The organism is Streptomyces sp. NPDC004629 (assembly GCF_042873595.1).
Classification (GTDB): Bacteria; Actinomycetota; Actinomycetes; order Streptomycetales; family Streptomycetaceae; genus Streptomyces.
In genome coordinates this window covers 14025-29687 of sequence record NZ_JBIALO010000016.1, presented here as the reverse complement: position 1 = coordinate 29687, position 15663 = coordinate 14025, and the positions used below count along the sequence as shown (strand labels likewise).

At 73.4% G+C, this 15663-nt stretch carries 16 protein-coding genes; 10 read left to right on the top strand and 6 right to left on the bottom strand.

Annotated elements, in window-relative coordinates; all coding sequences use genetic code 11:
* Positions 1 to 132 precede the first annotated feature (132 nt).
* Positions 133 to 1311 carry an elongation factor Tu gene (tuf, locus tag ACFYTE_RS24220; RefSeq protein ID WP_388714008.1) on the bottom strand — a complete coding sequence of 393 codons (1179 nt, stop codon included), beginning with the start codon at positions 1309 to 1311 and terminating at the stop codon, positions 133 to 135.
* A gap of 385 nt (positions 1312 to 1696) precedes the next feature.
* On the opposite strand from tuf, the gene ACFYTE_RS24215 reads away from it, so the two are divergent.
* A complete protein-coding gene (locus ACFYTE_RS24215; protein ID WP_388714005.1) occupies positions 1697 to 2488 on the top strand; it encodes a TVP38/TMEM64 family protein in 792 nt (263 codons plus the stop codon).
* A 4-nt stretch (positions 2489 to 2492) separates the two neighbouring features.
* On the opposite strand, the gene ACFYTE_RS24210 is transcribed toward ACFYTE_RS24215, so the two are convergent.
* Positions 2493 to 3662: a thiolase family protein gene (locus tag ACFYTE_RS24210; RefSeq protein ID WP_388714002.1), complete on the bottom strand. Its 1170-nt coding sequence runs from the start codon at positions 3660 to 3662 to the stop codon at positions 2493 to 2495.
* Between the two features lie 116 nt (positions 3663 to 3778).
* Here ACFYTE_RS24210 and ACFYTE_RS24205 point away from each other — a divergent pair, with 116 nt between their 5' ends.
* The 3 genes from ACFYTE_RS24205 (at position 3779) to ACFYTE_RS24195 (ending at position 5898) form a co-directional block, all read left to right on the top strand.
* A complete protein-coding gene (locus ACFYTE_RS24205; protein ID WP_388714000.1) occupies positions 3779 to 4243 on the top strand; it encodes a winged helix-turn-helix transcriptional regulator in 465 nt (154 codons plus the stop codon).
* A gap of 502 nt (positions 4244 to 4745) precedes the next feature.
* Positions 4746 to 5621, top strand: a complete 876-nt coding sequence (locus tag ACFYTE_RS24200) for an undecaprenyl-diphosphate phosphatase (protein ID WP_388713997.1) — start codon at positions 4746 to 4748, stop codon at positions 5619 to 5621.
* A 97-nt stretch (positions 5622 to 5718) separates the two neighbouring features.
* Positions 5719 to 5898 (top strand): hypothetical protein, encoded by a 180-nt coding sequence (locus tag ACFYTE_RS24195; RefSeq protein ID WP_388713995.1) that lies wholly within the window; start codon positions 5719 to 5721, stop codon positions 5896 to 5898.
* A gap of 91 nt (positions 5899 to 5989) precedes the next feature.
* Here ACFYTE_RS24195 and ACFYTE_RS24190 read toward each other — a convergent pair whose 3' ends face one another.
* On the bottom strand, positions 5990 to 6730 hold the full coding sequence (locus tag ACFYTE_RS24190; protein ID WP_388713992.1) for an SDR family oxidoreductase: 741 nt from the start codon (positions 6728 to 6730) through the stop codon (positions 5990 to 5992).
* A gap of 893 nt (positions 6731 to 7623) precedes the next feature.
* On the opposite strand from ACFYTE_RS24190, the gene ACFYTE_RS24185 reads away from it, so the two are divergent.
* The gene (locus ACFYTE_RS24185; protein WP_388713989.1) at positions 7624 to 8178 is read left to right on the top strand and encodes a hypothetical protein; all 555 of its coding nucleotides are present in this window, start codon (positions 7624 to 7626) and stop codon (positions 8176 to 8178) included.
* Between the two features lie 147 nt (positions 8179 to 8325).
* Here ACFYTE_RS24185 and ACFYTE_RS24180 read toward each other — a convergent pair whose 3' ends face one another.
* Positions 8326 to 9315 (bottom strand): LLM class flavin-dependent oxidoreductase, encoded by a 990-nt coding sequence (locus tag ACFYTE_RS24180; RefSeq protein WP_388713986.1) that lies wholly within the window; start codon positions 9313 to 9315, stop codon positions 8326 to 8328.
* 160 nt (positions 9316 to 9475) lie between these two features.
* Here ACFYTE_RS24180 and ACFYTE_RS24175 point away from each other — a divergent pair, with 160 nt between their 5' ends.
* Together ACFYTE_RS24175 and lnt are read left to right on the top strand one after the other, a co-directional pair.
* A complete protein-coding gene (locus tag ACFYTE_RS24175) occupies positions 9476 to 9961 on the top strand; it encodes a nuclear transport factor 2 family protein (protein ID WP_388713984.1) in 486 nt (161 codons plus the stop codon).
* A gap of 73 nt (positions 9962 to 10034) precedes the next feature.
* Positions 10035 to 11615 (top strand): apolipoprotein N-acyltransferase, encoded by a 1581-nt coding sequence (gene lnt, locus ACFYTE_RS24170; RefSeq protein WP_388713982.1) that lies wholly within the window; start codon positions 10035 to 10037, stop codon positions 11613 to 11615.
* Here lnt and ACFYTE_RS24165 read toward each other — a convergent pair.
* A complete protein-coding gene (locus ACFYTE_RS24165) occupies positions 11533 to 12444 on the bottom strand; it encodes a Gfo/Idh/MocA family protein (protein WP_388713979.1) in 912 nt (303 codons plus the stop codon). The genes lnt and ACFYTE_RS24165 overlap by 83 nt on opposite strands.
* A gap of 10 nt (positions 12445 to 12454) precedes the next feature.
* Positions 12455 to 13630, bottom strand: a complete 1176-nt coding sequence (locus ACFYTE_RS24160; protein ID WP_388713977.1) for an FAD-dependent monooxygenase — start codon at positions 13628 to 13630, stop codon at positions 12455 to 12457.
* A 132-nt stretch (positions 13631 to 13762) separates the two neighbouring features.
* Here ACFYTE_RS24160 and ACFYTE_RS24155 point away from each other — a divergent pair, with 132 nt between their 5' ends.
* The 3 genes from ACFYTE_RS24155 to ACFYTE_RS24145 all read left to right on the top strand — a co-directional run bounded on the left by ACFYTE_RS24155 (position 13763) and on the right by ACFYTE_RS24145 (position 15481).
* A complete protein-coding gene (locus tag ACFYTE_RS24155; protein WP_388713973.1) occupies positions 13763 to 14407 on the top strand; it encodes a TetR/AcrR family transcriptional regulator in 645 nt (214 codons plus the stop codon).
* Complete coding sequence (locus tag ACFYTE_RS24150; RefSeq protein WP_388713970.1) at positions 14397 to 14909, top strand: DinB family protein; 513 nt, start codon at positions 14397 to 14399, stop codon at positions 14907 to 14909. The genes ACFYTE_RS24155 and ACFYTE_RS24150 overlap by 11 nt, the downstream gene beginning before the upstream one ends.
* Before the next feature lie 113 nt (positions 14910 to 15022).
* Complete coding sequence (locus ACFYTE_RS24145) at positions 15023 to 15481, top strand: hypothetical protein (protein ID WP_388713967.1); 459 nt, start codon at positions 15023 to 15025, stop codon at positions 15479 to 15481.
* Positions 15482 to 15663 lie beyond the last annotated feature (182 nt).

Genomic DNA, 15663 nt, shown 5'->3' with positions numbered 1-15663 from the left:
CGAGCCCTGACCACCGCGCCCCGCAACCACCTGACCCGCACCGACGCAAGGCCCACCCGACGCAAGGCCGCGCCACCTTCACCACGGAGGGGCCCGCGCCGTCCACGGCGGACCGCACCCGGCGCCGGGCCGTCAGTCGACCGAGGTCATCGTGCCTGCGCCGACCGTCCGGCCGCCCTCGCGGATGGCGAACCCGAGCCCCGGCTCCAGGGGGACCGCGCGACCCAGCTCCACCGTCATGGTGACGGTGTCCCCGGGACGCGCGACCGCCGCCGCGCCGAGGTCGACGTCCCCGACCACGTCCGCGGTGCGGATGTAGAACTGCGGCCGGTAGCCCGTCGACACCGGGGTCGTCCGGCCGCCCTCACGTGCGGAAAGGACGTACACCCGCGCGGAGAAGCGACGGCTCGGCGCGACGCTGCCGGGCGCCGCCACGACGTGCCCGCGCCGCACCGCGTCCCGCGGCACCCCGCGCAGCAGCAGCGCCACATTGTCCCCGGCCTGCGCCTCCTGCATCGGCTTGCCGAAGGTCTCCAGGCCGGTGACCACCGTCTCCAGCCCGGCGCCGGGCACCTCGACCCGGTCGCCGACATGAAGGGTGCCGCGCTCCACCGCGCCGGTGACCACGGTGCCCCGGCCGGTGATGGTCAGCACGTTCTCCACGGGCAGCAGGAACGGCGCGTCGAGGTAGCGCTCCGGGACCGGCACATAGGTGTCCACCGCGTCCAGCAGCGCCTCGACGGCACCGGTCCAGCGCGGGTCCCCGTCCAGGGCCTTGAGCCCGGAGACACGTACGACGGGTACGGAGTCGCCGGGATAGCCCTGCGCGGTGAGCAGTTCGCGGACCTCAAGCTCCACCAGGTCGGTCAGCTCCTCGTCGCCCGCGTCGGCCTTGTTGAGGGCGACGACGATGTGGTCGACACCCACCTGCCGGGCGAGCAGCACATGCTCGGCGGTCTGCGGCATGATCCCGTCGACCGCGGAGACGACGAGGATCGCCCCGTCGAGCTGCGCGGCGCCGGTGACCATGTTCTTGATGTAGTCGGCATGGCCCGGCATGTCGACGTGCGCGTAGTGCCGGGTGTCGGTCTCGTACTCGACGTGCGCGATGTTGATGGTGATGCCGCGCGCCGCCTCCTCCGGGGCCCGGTCGATGCGGTCGAACGGCACGTACCGGGTGCCGCCGCCGGTGCCGCGCTCGGCCAGGACCTTGGTGATGGCGGCGGTCAGGGTGGTCTTGCCGTGGTCGACGTGACCCATCGTGCCGATGTTCAGATGCGGCTTGGTGCGCACGTACGCCGTCTTGGGCATGGCTGTACCTCGAAGCCTCGTGAATGGTGTGGGGACCCCGGAGAGGCACCGACCCTCCCCCTGCGGGGTCCGCCGGACGATCCGGAGAGGGTCAGCTTCGGGCGCCGTCGACGGCCACGACGATCGGGACGGCAGCCTTCGGGGCATCCGCGACTGCGGATGCTGCGAGGACGAAGGCGAGCCGGAACATGGCGTCGATCATCGCCGAAGCGGCGTGCCGCGTCGAATGGTTTTCCGGCGCCGACGCACGCAATCGAGGTTCCCCGGCGCGGGCGCCACCGGCGGTTCCCCGGGGCGTCCGGGCGGCGGCATGGGGGCCACGAGGTGACCGGCATACGTCGGTCCGTACGTCGATCGGACATCTTCGTCGGTTACTGTCACCGGCATGCTCGATGCCACCAACCGCTCTGGGGGCACCGCCACGGCCTCTCCCCGGGCCGCCGCCACGGAGTTGGCCGTCGCCGTCCCCACGACGGCGGCCGATCCGCACCTCACGCGCGCGGGCTTCGCGGCGCGCTGCACGCGCGCGTTGCTGTCGCCCTGGTCGCGCCTGTCGCTGCTGGTGACGCTGCTCGCGGCGGCCGCCGCGGCCATGCTGCTGTTCGAGCCACAAAGACTGCTCACCCACGGCTGGCCGCCACAGCTCGGCGGGTACGCCGCGGCGGCCGTGTTCGCCGTCGCGTACGGGCTGTGCACGGTGCCGTTCGTGCCGCGACCCCTGCTGAACCTGGCGGCAGGCGCCCTGTTCGGCTCCTCACTGGGGCTCGGCACGGCGCTGGTCGGCACCGTGCTGGGCGCCGCCCTCGCGTTCGGGCTCGGCCGGGTGCTGGGCCAGGACGCGCTCCGTCCGCTGCTGCGCGGGCGCTGGCTGCGGGCCGCCGACGGTCAGCTCAGCCGGCACGGCTTCCGCTCGATGATGGCGGCGCGGCTGTTCCCCGGCGTGCCGTTCTGGGCGGCGAACTACTGTGCCGCCGTCTCCCGCATGGGCTGGCTGCCGTTCCTGCTCGCGACGGCGCTCGGTTCGATCCCGAACACCGCCGCGTACGTCGTGGCCGGCGCGCGTGCCTCGGCGCCGACGTCGCCCGCTTTCCTGATCGCGTTGGCGTGCATCGCCGTACCGGCCCTCGCGGGTGCCGTGGTGGCCTGGCGCAAGCGCCACCACCTGCGTCCGCGATGAGCCGTCAGACGGCCTCCAGGACCATGGCGTTGGCGAGTCCGCCCGCCTCGCACATGGTCTGCAGTCCGTAGCGGGCGCCGCGGGCGCGCATCGCGTGTACGAGGGTCGTGGTCAGCCGGGTGCCGCTGGCGCCGAGCGGGTGGCCGAGGGCGATCGCGCCACCGTGCACGTTGACCCTGGCGGGGTCGGCGCCGGTCTCCTGCTGCCAGGCCAGGACGACGCTCGCGAACGCCTCGTTGACCTCGAACAGGTCGATGTCGCGAAGGGTGAGCCCGGCCCTGCGCAGCACCTTCTCCGTGGCCGGGATGACACCCGTGAGCATCAGCAGCGGGTCGGAGCCGGTGACGGCGAAGCTGTGCAGCCGGGCGAGCGGGCGCAGGCCGAGCCGGGCGGCGGTGTCGGCGGAGGCGATCAGGACGGCGGAGGCGCCGTCGTTGACGGGGCTGGCGTTGCCCGCGGTGACGTTCCACTCGATCTGCGGGAAGCGCTCGGCGAAGCCGGGGTCGTGGTAGGCGGGCCTGAGTCCGGCGAGGATTTCTGGCGTGCTGTCCGGTCGTACGCACTCGTCGCGGGCGACGCCGTCCAGCGGCGCGACCTCGGCGTCGAACAGCCCGGCCCGCCACGCCGCGGCGGCCCTTTGGTGGGAGGAGACGGCGAACTCGTCCATCCGCGCGCGCGTAAGGGACCATTTGGCGGCGATGAGTTCGGCGCTGATGCCCTGCGGAACGAGTCCCTCCGGGTAGCGTGCGGCGACTCCCGGTCCGAACGGGTCCTTGCCCGCGGGCACGTTCGACCACATCGGCACCCGGCTCATCGACTCGACGCCGCAGGCGACGACGAGGTCGTAGGCGCCGGACAGCACGCCCTGGGCGGCGAAGTGCACGGCCTGCTGGGACGAGCCGCACTGGCGGTCCACCGTGGTCGCAGGGACCGTCTCCGGGAAACCGGCCGACAGCACGGCGTACCGGGTGGTGTTCATGGCCTGCTCGCCGACCTGGTCGACGGTGCCGCCGATGACGTCGTCGATCAGGGCCGGGTCGACGCCGGAGCGCGCCACGAGGGTGCGCAGGGTGTGGGCGAGGAGTTCCACGGGGTGGACGTGCGCGAGGGAGCCGTTCGGCTTGCCCTTGCCGATCGGGGTGCGTACGGCTTCGACAATGACTGCGTCACGCATGGTCGGGCCTCCTTGGCCGCCGGGCCGTGAGCTGGGCGACTACCGGTGAGTAGGAAATCCGAACTCACCATAACCCAGCCGGTTGGAAAATCAAACCCTCACCTAGACTGGGCGCCATGGCCGCCACGAAAGACCCGCGCCCCTGCTCCATCGCCGATGCGCTCGCGCTCGTCGGCGAGAAGTACTCCCTGCTGGTGCTCCGGGAGGCGTGCCTCGGCAACGGCCGCTTCGACCAACTGGTCCGCAACATCGGGGCCCCGCGCGACATCCTCTCCACCCGGCTGCGGCGGCTCGTCGACGCGGGGATCCTGACCAAGCACGCGTACAGCGAGCGCCCGCAGCGCTTCGAGTACCGGCCGACCCGGGCGGGGCTCGAACTGGAGCCGGTCCTGCTGACCCTGATGGCCTGGGGCGACCGCCATCTGCGCGAGGGCACCGACCGTCCCATGGTGATCGAGCACGCGTGCGGCCATGAACTGGTGCCGGTCGTCACCTGCGCGGCCTGCGGGGACGGGGTCCGGCACGAGGGCCTTACGGCGTATCCGCAGACGCCGGGGTGGACTGTGCGGGGTCCTGCGTAGCGTTGCGGTGGGTGGGCGGAGTTGGGTCGTCGTTCGTCTGCGGGTGCGTCGTGGCTGGGCGCGCAGTTCCCCGCGCACCTTCGGGGCGTTGGTCCGCTGCGGGCCGTGCGGGGTTACCGCGGTGTGCCGTCGTTCGTCTGCGGGTGCGTCGTGGCTGGGCGCGCAGTTCCCCGCGCACCTTCGGGGCGCTGGTCCACTGCGGGCCGTGCGGGGTTACCGCGGTGCGCCGTCGTTCGTCTGCGGGTGCGTCGTGGCTGGGCGCGCCGTTCCCCGCGCCCCTTCGGGGCGTTGGTCCGCTGCGGGCCGTGTGGGGTTACCGCGGTGTGCCGTCGTTCGTCTGCGGGTGCGTCGCGGCTGGGCGCGCAGTTCCCCGCGCCCCTTCGGGGCGCTGGTCCACTCACCCCTGTGTCGGGCGCGTCGCCCCAGGGCGCTACGCTGCCTCTCGGCACATGATCGCCATATTCCGCGGCTTTACCGATCAGCACTTGGACCTCTCACCTCCATGTCTTGGTTTGAATCCCTCGTCCTCGGACTCGTCCAGGGGCTGACCGAGTTCCTTCCGGTCTCTTCCAGCGCGCACCTGCGGCTGACCGCCGCCTTCTCCGGCTGGAAGGACCCGGGCGCGGCCTTCACGGCCATCACCCAGATCGGCACCGAGGCCGCGGTTCTGATCTACTTCCGCAAGGACATCGGCCGGATCATCGTGGCCTGGTTCCGGTCGCTGTTCGACAAGGCGATGCGGCAGGACCACGACGCCCAGATGGGCTGGCTGGTGATCATCGGCTCGATCCCGATCGGCGTGCTGGGCGTGACGCTCAAGGACCAGATCGAGGGGCCGTTCCGTGATCTGCGGATCACGGCGACCATGCTGATCGTCGTCGGCCTCGTCATAGGCTTCGCGGACCGGCTCGCGGCCCGCGACGAGAAGAGCGGCCGGCACCGCGCCCCCAAACAACGCAAGACCCTGGAGAACCTGGGCGTCCGGGACGGCCTGATCTACGGCCTGTGCCAGGCCTGCGCCCTCATCCCGGGAGTCTCCCGCTCCGGCGCCACGATCAGCGGCGGCCTGTTCATGGGCTACCGGCGCGAGGCGGCGGCCCGCTACTCCTTCCTGCTCGCCATTCCGGCCGTCCTCGCCTCCGGGATGTTCGAGGTGAAGGACGCGATGAGCAGCGGCCACGTCGCCTGGGGCCCGACGCTCTTCGCGACGGTGATCGCCTTCGCCTCCGGCTACGCGGTGATCGCCTGGTTCATGAAGTTCATCTCGTCGAAGAGCTTCATGCCGTTCGTCTACTACCGGGTCGCGCTCGGCATCGTCATCATCGCCCTGGTGACGGCGGGAGTGCTCAGCCCGCACGCGGCCGAGTCGGCGGGCTGACCGTCCGCGGCCACCGGCCGCGCCCGTGACCGACTCCGTACAGGCTCCGTAGCGGCGCGGTAGCGCAGTGTCAGTGCTTACCCCTAGGCTTGTCCGCATGTCCCCCGATTCCGTACCCCCTGGTTCCCTGCGGCCTGCCGCCGAGGTGAACGAACAGATCCGGGCCCTGTGGCTGCGTGCGGGCGGATCCCTGTCGGCCCAGGAGCGCGCGGAGTACGAGTTGCTGGTGGTCGAGTGGGCCGAGGCGATCCGCGGGGAGATCATCGAGGCGGCCTGAGCTTCCGCGCGGCCCGGGGACCCGCAGGCGTGCTCCGCCCGCCCTGGTGTGCCGCGCCCGCCGGGAAGTCGACGAGCCCGTCGGTCGGTCCCTACCGGCCGCCCGCCACCCGCAGCACCGCGCCGGTGGTGTACGAGGCCTCCGCGGACATCAGCCAGGCGATCGCGGCGGCGATCTCCTCCGCCCGGCCGGGCCGGCGCAGCGGGATCGTGGCGGCCATACGGTGCGCGCGGTCCGGATCGCCCATCGCCGCGTGCATCTCCGTGTCGATCGCGCCGGGGGCGACCGCGTTGACGCGGACGCCGTCCGGGCCGAGTTCCTTCGCCAGCCCGAGGGTGAGGGTGTCGACGGCGGCCTTGGTCGCCGCGTAGTGGACGTACTCCCCGGGGCTGCCCAGCGTTGCGGCCCCGGACGAGACGTTCACGATCACGCCGTCGCCCCGGGCCGCCATGAGACGGGCGGCCCGACGCGAGCACAGCAGCGTGCCGAGGAGATTGACCTCGACGACCCGGCGCAGATCGGCGGTGTCCGTGTCGGCCAGCCGTCCGAGGGGACCGCTCACCCCGGCGTTGTTCACCAGACCGGTGACGGGTCCGAGCCGCTCCTCCGCCGTGTCGAACAGCCGCTCCACGTCGGCCTCCACGGCCGTGTCCACGCGCACGGTCGCGCAGCGGCCCCCCGCCGCGCGCACCCCGTCCGCGACCGACTCGGCCGCCGCGGCGTCCCGGACGTAGCCGACGACCAGGTCGTGACCGTCCGCGGCGAGCCGCAGACAGGTCGCGGCGCCGATCCCCCGGCTGCCGCCGGTGACGACCGTGACGGGGCGTGTCATGAGGACCTCCTGGTGATGCGTGCGCTCGAAGATCACTCACTCTACGGCCGGCCGGGACCGCGCCTCGCGCCCCGGCCGGTGACCGCGAGGCACCGACGACGGGCGGCGGGCACGCGGCGCGGCGTGGCCCGGCTGCCGCCCCACCGGGCAACAGGCGGCAACTGCTGGGGGCCTCGCCCAGGGGCCGGTGACCGGAGCGTGCGTGTTCCTGGTCATGGTCGTCGTGCTCGCGCTGGTCGCCCTGCTCCTGATGACGTGCTATGCCCGACCCGGCACGGCCCCGTCGGCGGGCGGCGACGCGCCGGGCGCCGACGGGGCCCGGAAGCCGCGGACGGCCCCAAGGCGCTCTCTCCACAGCCGTTCACCCTCGGCGGCATGATCGCCACCGCGGTGAGCGGCCGGGCCGACGGGCGTCGGGCGGTCGAGCAGCCGCCTGCGTCCGCCGGACGCGTCGCGAGCCGGTGGAGTTCGTCGGCGTCCTCGAAGCCCAGCGCAAACGCGTCCCCGGCAGGGCTCACCACCGACCCTGAGGGCCGCCTCTGGACGGCGGTCCGGCCGCGGCGACCCCACCGAACGGACGGCAGTCCGGCCGGCCGATGCGCTTAGGCCAGATGCCCGCGTGCGGATGCGTAGGACGTTCGTTCCGCCACAAGATCCTGATCATGCGGACATCAACTGTTACCCGGCCCTTCTTGCGGCCGATACGACGCGGCGGTGCGCGCCACGCCATACCCGCGGCCCTTGCCTGCGGCGTTCTGCTGGCGACTACCACGGCCTGCGGTGACACCGCCGACCGGAGCAGCCCGGGCGGTGCCCCGGGTATCAACAACCCGGCGTCGTCCGGCTCCCCGCGCCCGGCGGTCGGCGCACGCCCCCCGGGCCTCGGAGACCGGATGTGGAAGCAGGTGCCGGCCGGCACCCGTCAACTCGTGGTGGTCTACGGCGACCGCCGGGATTCGCCCGACAGTCTCGTCGTGCTCTACGAGAAGCGGGGCACGACCTGGGACGCCATGGGCAGTTGGCGCGGGCACAACGGCCGGCTGGGCTGGACGACGGAGCATCGCATGGACGACGAGCGCAGCCCCGTCGGTGTGTTCACGCTGACCGACGCGGGCGGCGCGCTGGCGGATCCGGGCAGCCGCCTTGAGTACTGGCACGACGACAACGCTTTCGCCCCCACGATCAGCGATGACGAAGCCCACGCCCACGACTTCGACTACGTCATAGCCATCAACTACAACCGGCTCAAGGGCGCACCGCCGTACGACTGGAACCGGCCCGAAGGGGTGGAGAAGGGCGGCGGCATATGGCTGCACCTGGATCACGGTGACGGTACGTCGGCCTGCGTGACCGTTCCCGAGTCCGGGATGAAGGCCCTGCTGCGCGCCCTCGATCCGGCCCGCCATCCCGTCGTGGTGATGGGAGACCGCGCATATCTCAAGAGCTGAAGCCCGCTCCGATGCGGGCGCACCGGTCAGGACCCGGTCCGCGGCGGCAGACCCCACGGGCCGCCCTCGCGCACCGGGTCCGCGAGCGACGGCACACCGCCCCACTCGCCCTGGCACGGACCCCATGCGCCCCTGCCCGGCTCTCCCCTAGCGGCCGGAAGCCGCCGGTGCGATGTGCTCCTTGAGGAGTTCGTACGACCTCAGCCGGTCGGCCACCGCATGGACAGGCGTCGCCAGCATGAGTTCGTCCGCGTGGGTCGCGGCCACCAGGTCGCTCAGGCGCCGTGCGACCGTCTCGGGTGAGCCGTGCGCCTGGTGGGCGCGGAAGGCCGCCAACGCCCGTGTCTCGTCCGCGGTGAACGCGTGGACGCCCGCCTCTTCGGGCGTCGGGAAAGGGATGTCGCCCCGCCCTTGGAGGAGTCCGGCCTTGACGACGTCCATGGGTCCCGCGAGCCGGGCCGCCTCCTGCGGGGTCTCGGCGCACACCGTTTCCACGCAGAGGAGGACGCGGGGGCGCGGGCACCAGCGGGACGGGGCGAAGTGCTCGCGGTAGTGGTGCAGCGCGGCGAGCGTGTTGTCGGGGCGGATGTGGTGGGCGAAGGCGATCGGCAGGCCGAGTTCCGCGGCGAGCGCGGCGCCGGCCGTGCTGGAGCCGAGCAGCCAGGGCTCCGGCAGCGGGCCGAGCGCCATCTCGTCCACCAGGAGACGCAGGGTCGCCGACACGTCGTCGCGGTACTCGTCGTCCGTCGCCGGTCCGGCGCCGCGCCGCAGGGCCCGCGCCGTCGCCTCGTCGAAGGTGCCCGGGCCGCGGCCGATGCCCAGGTCGATCCGTCCCGGGTGCAGTGCGGCCAGTGTGCCGAACTGCTCCGCCAGCATGATCGGGGCGTGGTTCGGCGCGAGGACGCCGCCTGATCCGAGACGGACGGACGACGTCGACGCGGCCGCGTGGGCGATCAGGACGACCGGCGGGAACGCCCCGATGGCCGGGGAGTGGTGATGCTCGGCGTACCAGAGGCGCCGGTAACCGAGGTCGTCGAGGCGGCGGGCGAACGCGCCGGTGTCCCGCAATGTGTCCACGGCCCGGACGCCCGCCTGCACCATGGCCACTTCGAGTGCGCCAACCGGAACGCTGATCATCCGCCCAGTATAGAAAGGGAGTTGACGATACGACCGGACGGACAGGATGCGCGCCGCGCGGAGGGCCGGACCCGCCGCGGGGGTGCGTTGTCCGAAGTTTCGCCCGAATGTCGTCGCACACCCCCTTGGCTCCGCGCGCCCCGTGGCCAACACTGAGGCGATGACGCAGCGTGTGGACCTCGCTACCGTGATGGACCGACTGACCGTGGACGGGCTCGTCACCGAGTACGCGACGACCGTGGACGACGGGGACTGGGCCGCGTACCGGGCCCTGTTCACCGACGACGGGCGGGCGGACTACCGGTCCGCCGGCGGGATCGAGGGTGAGGCGGCCCGGGTCGCCGACTGGCTGGCCGGGAGCCTCGGCCGGTTCGTGATGCGCCAGCATCTGATCGTCAACCGCCGGGTGCGGTTCGGGATCCTGCAACGGGACACCGGGGACACCGCCGAGGTGCGGGCCGACTACCTCAACCCGATGCGGCTGGCCGGCGGCGACGGCGGCTCGACGGCACCCGACTTCGTGTGCGGCGGCCGCTACGGCTTCGGGCTGCTGCGCACGCCGGACGGCTGGCGGCTGCGCGAGGTGGTCGTCGAGGAGAAGTGGCGTCGCCTGCCCGATCCGCGTCCCGCGCCGCTGATCGACTGAGTCCGAGGCCCCCTGTCGGCGACTGCCGCCCGGCGCGCACACTGGAGACAGCCGCTGCGCAGGGAGGCCAGGCATGAGGACGCGGACGCTCGACTGCCGGCTCGCCTCCGCGTGGCGCCGCTCAGCCGCCGCCGTCCTCGCGGGCGCCCTGCCGGTGCTGTCCTTCCCGGCGCCCTCCCTGTGGTGGTTCGCGTACATCGCCCTGGTCCCGTGGATCCTGCTCGCCCGCTCGGCCCCCACCGGGCGGCGCGCCGCGCTCGACGGCTGGTGGGGCGGTATCGGCTTCATGGTGGCGGTGCACCACTGGCTGCTGCCGAGCCTGCATGTCTTCCTGTTCCTGATCGCGGCGCTGCTGGGCGCGTTGTGGTTGCCCTGGGGCTGGCTGGTGCGCCGGTTCCTGGGCGGGGTGCCCTCGCCGGGCCGGGGCGCCGCCGCGCTGCTGGTGCTGCCCTCGGCGTGGCTGGCCGTGGAGCTGGTCCGGTCCTGGCAGGGGCTCGGCGGCCCCTGGGGCATGCTCGGGTCGAGCCAGTGGCAGGTGGAGCCGGCGCTGCGGCTCGCCTCGGTGGGCGGGGTGTGGCTGCTCAGTTTCCTGGTGGTGGCCGTGAATGTCGCGGTGGCGGTGCCGGTGTCGGTGCGCGAGTCCCGGGTACCGGCGCTCGCCTCGCTGGTCGCCACGGCGGCGGCGACCTCGGCGGCCTGGGTGTGGTCGCCGCGCCCGTCCGAGGACGGCCGGGTCCGGATCGCGGTCGTCCAGCCGGGCGTCGTCGGCGGCGGCGACAGCGGCGACCGGCGCTTCGACCGTGAAGAGCGGCTCACCCGGCAGCTGGTGGGTCAGCGCCCGGACCTGGTCGTGTGGGGCGAGAGCAGCGTCGGTTTCGACCTGGCCGACCGCCCCGACCTGTCCCGTCGGATCGCCGCGCTGTCCCGCGAGACGGGCGCGGACGTGCTGGTCAACGTGGACGCGCGGCGCTCGGACCGGCCGGGCATCTACAAGAGTTCGGTCCTGATCGGCCCGAAGGGCCCGACCGGCGCCCGCTACGACAAGATGCGGCTGGTCCCCTTCGGCGAGTACATACCGGCCCGCTCGCTGCTCGGCTGGGCGACGTCGGTCGGCAAGGCGGCGGGCGAGGACCGCAGGCGGGGCACCGAGCAGGTGGTGATGGACGTCGGGCACGGGCTGCGTCTCGGCCCGATGATCTGCTTCGAGACCGCGTTCCCCGACATGAGCCGGCATCTCGCCCAGGACGGCGCGGACGTGCTGCTGGGCCAGTCCTCCACGTCGACGTTCCAGCGCAGTTGGGCCCCCGCGCAGCACGCCTCGCTGGCCGCGCTGCGCGCCGCGGAGACCGGCCGTCCGATGGTGCACTCGACGCTGACCGGGATCTCCGCCGTGTACGGCCCGGACGGGCGGCGGCTCGGCCCGTGGCTCGGCACCGACGCGAGCACCGCCCGCGTCTACGAGGTGCCGCTCGCGCACGGGATCACGCCGTACGTCCGCTACGGCGACTGGCCGGTGCAGGGGGCGCTGCTGGTGCTGGCCGCCCTGAGCGTGGCGGAGGGCGCACGCGCGGTCAGGCTGCGGCGGGGCGCTCCCGCACCGCACGCACCACACGCTCGCACAGTTCGTGAGTCGCCAGTGCGTCACGGGCGCTGAGCACCCTGCCCGCGCGCACGGCGTCCAGGAAGGCGAGCACCGCCTGCTCGATGCCGCGCTGCCGGGCCACCGGCACCCAGTCCCCGCGCCGCCGCACCGTCGGCTGGCCCTTGTGGTCGATCACCTCGGCGAGATTGACCACCTGACGCTTGGTGTCCTGCCCGGAGACTTCGAGGATCTCCTCCGCGGAGCCGCTGAGCCGGTTCATCACGCCGAGCGCGGTGAAGCCGTCCCCGGCGAGTTGCAGCACGACGTGGTGCAGCAGTCCGTCTTGCAGGCGGGCCCGCACGGTCACGTCCTCGACGGGGCCGGGGGCCAGGAAGCGCAGGGTGTCGACCACGTGGATGAAGTCGTCGAGGATCATCGTGCGCGGCTCCTCCGGCAGCCCGATGCGGTTCTTCTGCATCAGGATCAGCTCGCGCGGGTGGTCGGCGCACTGCACATACCCGGGGGCGTGGCGCCGGTTGAAGCCGACGGCGAGGGAGACGTCCCGCTGCTCGGCGAGCGCCACCAGCCGCCGGGAGTCGGCGAGTTCGTAGGCGAGCGGCTTGTCGACGTAGGTCGGTACGCCCGCGTCCAGGAGGCGGGTGACGATCTCGGGGTGGGCCGCGGTGGGCGCGTGCACGAAGGCGGCGTCGAGTCCCCGGTCGAGCAGCGAGTCCAGGGTGGGGTGCCGCTGGGCGGCCGGGACGCGCAGGGCGTCGGCCACCCGGTCGAGGGTCGCGGGCGTCCGGGTCTGCAGATGCAGTTCGAGCCCCGGCAGCGCGCCGAGCACCGGCAGATACGCCTTCTGCGCGATGTCGCCGAGTCCGATGCAACCGACCTTCACGTGCTCTCCCCTAGCCCTTGCCCAGCGGTGCCTGCTCGGAAGCATACGGGGGACGCCAGTCGGCGATGCCGTCGAATCCGCGCAGGAGCAGGGCGGGTCCGGCCTGGGAGAGCGCGGCGACAGCGGTGTTGCGCACGGCGATGGCGGCTCGGTTCGCGGTCAGGTTGAGGCGGCTCACCCGGACGGCCTGCCGGGCGATGGCGGTGGTGCGCGGCAGCCGGGCCGCGGTGTAGGCGGCGAGGTCGCCGGCGTGGTGCGCGAGGACGACGGCGTCCTCGACGGCCTGGTTGCCGCCCTGGCCGAGGGTGGGCGGCATCGCGTGCGCGGCGTCGCCGAGGAGCGCGACCCGGCCGCGGTGGTGGGCGGGCAGCGGCTCGGCGATGTGGTGGACGTCGTGCCGCAGGACGTCCTCGGGGCGGGCCGCTGCGATGACGGCGGGGATCGGGTCGTGCCAGTCGCCGAACCGGCGCAGGAGTTCGGCCTTCTCGTCGTCGGGGGCGCGCCCGCCGGCCGGGAGCGTGGCGGCGGCGTACGCGTACACCCGGCCGTCCTTGAGCGGGTGCGTGCCCCAGATGCGGCCCCGGCCCCATGTCTCGTGCGAGGCGAACTCGGCTCCGGGCACCGGGATCACGATCCGCCAGGTGGTGAACCCGGCGTACACCGGTCCGGGATGGTCGGGGAAGAGCGTCGTGCGCACGGCGGAGCGGATGCCGTCCGCGCCGACCACCAGGTCGGCCTCCCACTCGTCGCCCGCGGCGGTCACCCTGGCCGGCCGGCCGGTGTCGCCGGGGTCCGCGAGGACGGCGTCGGCGGCCGTGCGGACGGCGTCCGGCGGGAGCAGGGCGGCGATGCTGTCGATGAGGGTGGAGCGGTGCAGCAGGACGAGGGGGCCGCCGAACCGGGCGGCGGCGGCCTCGGCGCTGGAACGGGAGAGCCAGCGACCGCTCGGGGTGCGCAGTCCGCCGTCCCCCTGCCAGGCGGCCAGGTCGCGGATCTGGTCGCCGATGCCGATGACGTCCAGGGCGCGCAGCGCGTTCGGGGCGAGCGAGATGGCCGCGCCGACGGGGGCCAGGGAGCCGGCCCGTTCCAGGACGGTGACCTGCCAGCCGTGCCGGTGCAGGGCCGCCGCGGCGGTCAGACCTCCGATACCGCCACCGATGACGACGGCGCGGGACGACTGTGCCATGGCTCCTCCAAGAATGCGCGGCGGTCCACCGCTGACTCGGGTGACCGGTCTTCACCGCCGGTCGCACTACAAGTGTAGTAAGGCGACGCCTCGACTGTACTACAGGCGTAGTGCGGCGGGTAGGGTCGTCCCATGTCCGTCCACACCCCGGCCGCCTCCCGTGCGGACCTCGTCGCCGACACCGCCATCGCGCTGCTCGCCGAGCGCGGCATGCGCGGCCTGACGCATCGCGCGGTCGACGAGGCGGCCGGCCTGCCGCAGGGCTCGACCTCGAACGTCGCCCGCACCCGTCAGGCCCTGCTGGAGCTGGTGGTGCGGCGGCATGCCGTCCGGGAGGCGCGGGTGCTCGCCCTGGACGAGATGCCCGATCCACGCGGCGGCAGCGACGCGCTGGTGGACGCCCTGACCCTGGCGACGCACCGGTCCGTCACCCGCCACCGCGAGCTGCTGATCTCCCGTTACGAGCTGGCCCTGGAGGCCACGCGCCGCCCCGCCCTGCGGGCCTTCTACGACACGACGGGCGCCGTCTTCCGGGACCAGCTGGCCGCCATGGCCGCCGCGCTCGGCTCGACCGAACCGGAGCGGCACGCGCTGTCCCTGGTCGCCTGGGCGGACGGGCTGATGTTCTCGTGTGCGGCCGGATCGTTCAGCCGGCGGGTGCCGAGCCTGGACGAGGTACGGGCGGGGGTGCGGGAACTGCTCGACGGGATGCTGGGCGGCGGAAAATCCGTACCGGCAGCGGGCCGGGCGGACCAGAATGGCGGCCATGACGCATGAACGACGGGAACCGGCCCAGAACGCCGACGAGCGGACGATGCTGGAGGGCTGGCTCGACTACCACCGCGAGACCCTGGCCCTGAAGTGCGCGGACCTGACCGACGCACAGCTGAGAACCGCCGCGGTCGCACCGTCCGACCTGTCCCTCATGGGGCTGGTGCGGCATCTGGCCGAGGTCGAGCGGCACTGGTTCCGCAAGGTGCTGGTGGCCGACGATCCGGGCCCGATCTACTACGGCGAGCAGGACCCGGACGGCGACTTCCACGCCACCGAGGCGGACACCTGGAAGGAGGCGTACGCCACCTGGCAGGGCGAGATCGAGACCGCCCGGCGCCACGCGGCCGGCTTCGGACTCGACGACCTCTCCCGGGGCGTGAGCCGGCTGTCCGAGGAACCGTTCAGCCTCCGCTGGATCTACACCCACATGATCGAGGAGTACGCCCGGCACAACGGCCACGCGGACCTGATCCGCGAGCGGATCGACGGCGCCACCGGCGAATGACGTCACCGTGCGCGCCGCCGCTTCACCCGCGCGGGGCGGGAGATCACCCGTGCGGGGCATTCTGCGCTCGCCCGTCGTCCCGATGGGGTGGCTGAAGCAGCAGAGTTGCGCGGGTGCATCGAACGACGACCGCCGCCGCGCTTCTGGTCACCGTGGCCGTCTCGGCCCTCTCCGGCTGTGTCACCGTCCAGCACCCGCCGACCGCCGGGCCGCCGGGTACGGCGCGGGCCCAGCAGTCGGCGCCCCGGCCGGACGGCAGCGCCGAGCCCCGGGTGGTACAGGCGCCGGCCCGGGAGGCGCTGGAGATGGTCGGCCCGTCCCGGCGTCCCGAGAGGAAGGAGCGGGCCACGCCGAGCGCTCCGGCGGCCACGCCGTCGCCCCGGCAGTCCTCGTCGCCCCGCGCGCACCCCCACCCGCACCGCACACCGGTCCCCCGCCCGCGCGCCGACGCCCCCGAACGGTCCCGGCCCACTGCCGCGCCCCCGGACGTGTGCGCCCTGGGCCGACGGTACGGCGGCTGGCACCCGGACAGCCCCGAGTCCCACATCTGCGAGCGCACATACGGGCGTTGACGGAGTCCGCCGCCTGGCGCGCTCCGCTGGTCATGCCGTGGTGCGCCGCGGTCGTTCGTAGCGCCGTCGTGACTGGTCGCGCAGTTCCCCGCGCCCCTTCGGGGCGCGAACCGCCGTCGAGGGCGGTTGCGCAGTCTCCGCGCCGCTTCAGGGGCGCTGTTGAACCGCAGATGGACCCGCCG

Bases quoted from the DNA above. Each gene is read 5' to 3' on its own strand.
- ACFYTE_RS24190 (WP_388713992.1), bottom strand. From the start codon at position 6,730: ATGACACGCCCCGTCACGGTCGTCACCGGCGGCAGCCGGGGGATCGGC.
- lnt (WP_388713982.1), top strand. From the start codon at position 10,035: ATGAGGACGCGGACGCTCGACTGCCGGCTCGCCTCCGCGTGGCGCCGC.
- ACFYTE_RS24185 (WP_388713989.1), top strand. From the start codon at position 7,624: ATGTGGAAGCAGGTGCCGGCCGGCACCCGTCAACTCGTGGTGGTCTAC.
- tuf (WP_388714008.1), bottom strand. From the start codon at position 1,311: ATGCCCAAGACGGCGTACGTGCGCACCAAGCCGCATCTGAACATCGGC.
- ACFYTE_RS24215 (WP_388714005.1), top strand. From the start codon at position 1,697: ATGCTCGATGCCACCAACCGCTCTGGGGGCACCGCCACGGCCTCTCCC.
- ACFYTE_RS24200 (WP_388713997.1), top strand. From the start codon at position 4,746: ATGTCTTGGTTTGAATCCCTCGTCCTCGGACTCGTCCAGGGGCTGACC.
- ACFYTE_RS24150 (WP_388713970.1), top strand. From the start codon at position 14,397: ATGACGCATGAACGACGGGAACCGGCCCAGAACGCCGACGAGCGGACG.
- ACFYTE_RS24195 (WP_388713995.1), top strand. From the start codon at position 5,719: ATGTCCCCCGATTCCGTACCCCCTGGTTCCCTGCGGCCTGCCGCCGAG.
- ACFYTE_RS24180 (WP_388713986.1), bottom strand. From the start codon at position 9,315: ATGATCAGCGTTCCGGTTGGCGCACTCGAAGTGGCCATGGTGCAGGCG.
- ACFYTE_RS24210 (WP_388714002.1), bottom strand. From the start codon at position 3,662: ATGCGTGACGCAGTCATTGTCGAAGCCGTACGCACCCCGATCGGCAAG.
- ACFYTE_RS24205 (WP_388714000.1), top strand. From the start codon at position 3,779: ATGGCCGCCACGAAAGACCCGCGCCCCTGCTCCATCGCCGATGCGCTC.
- ACFYTE_RS24175 (WP_388713984.1), top strand. From the start codon at position 9,476: ATGACGCAGCGTGTGGACCTCGCTACCGTGATGGACCGACTGACCGTG.
- ACFYTE_RS24160 (WP_388713977.1), bottom strand. From the start codon at position 13,630: ATGGCACAGTCGTCCCGCGCCGTCGTCATCGGTGGCGGTATCGGAGGT.
- ACFYTE_RS24155 (WP_388713973.1), top strand. From the start codon at position 13,763: ATGTCCGTCCACACCCCGGCCGCCTCCCGTGCGGACCTCGTCGCCGAC.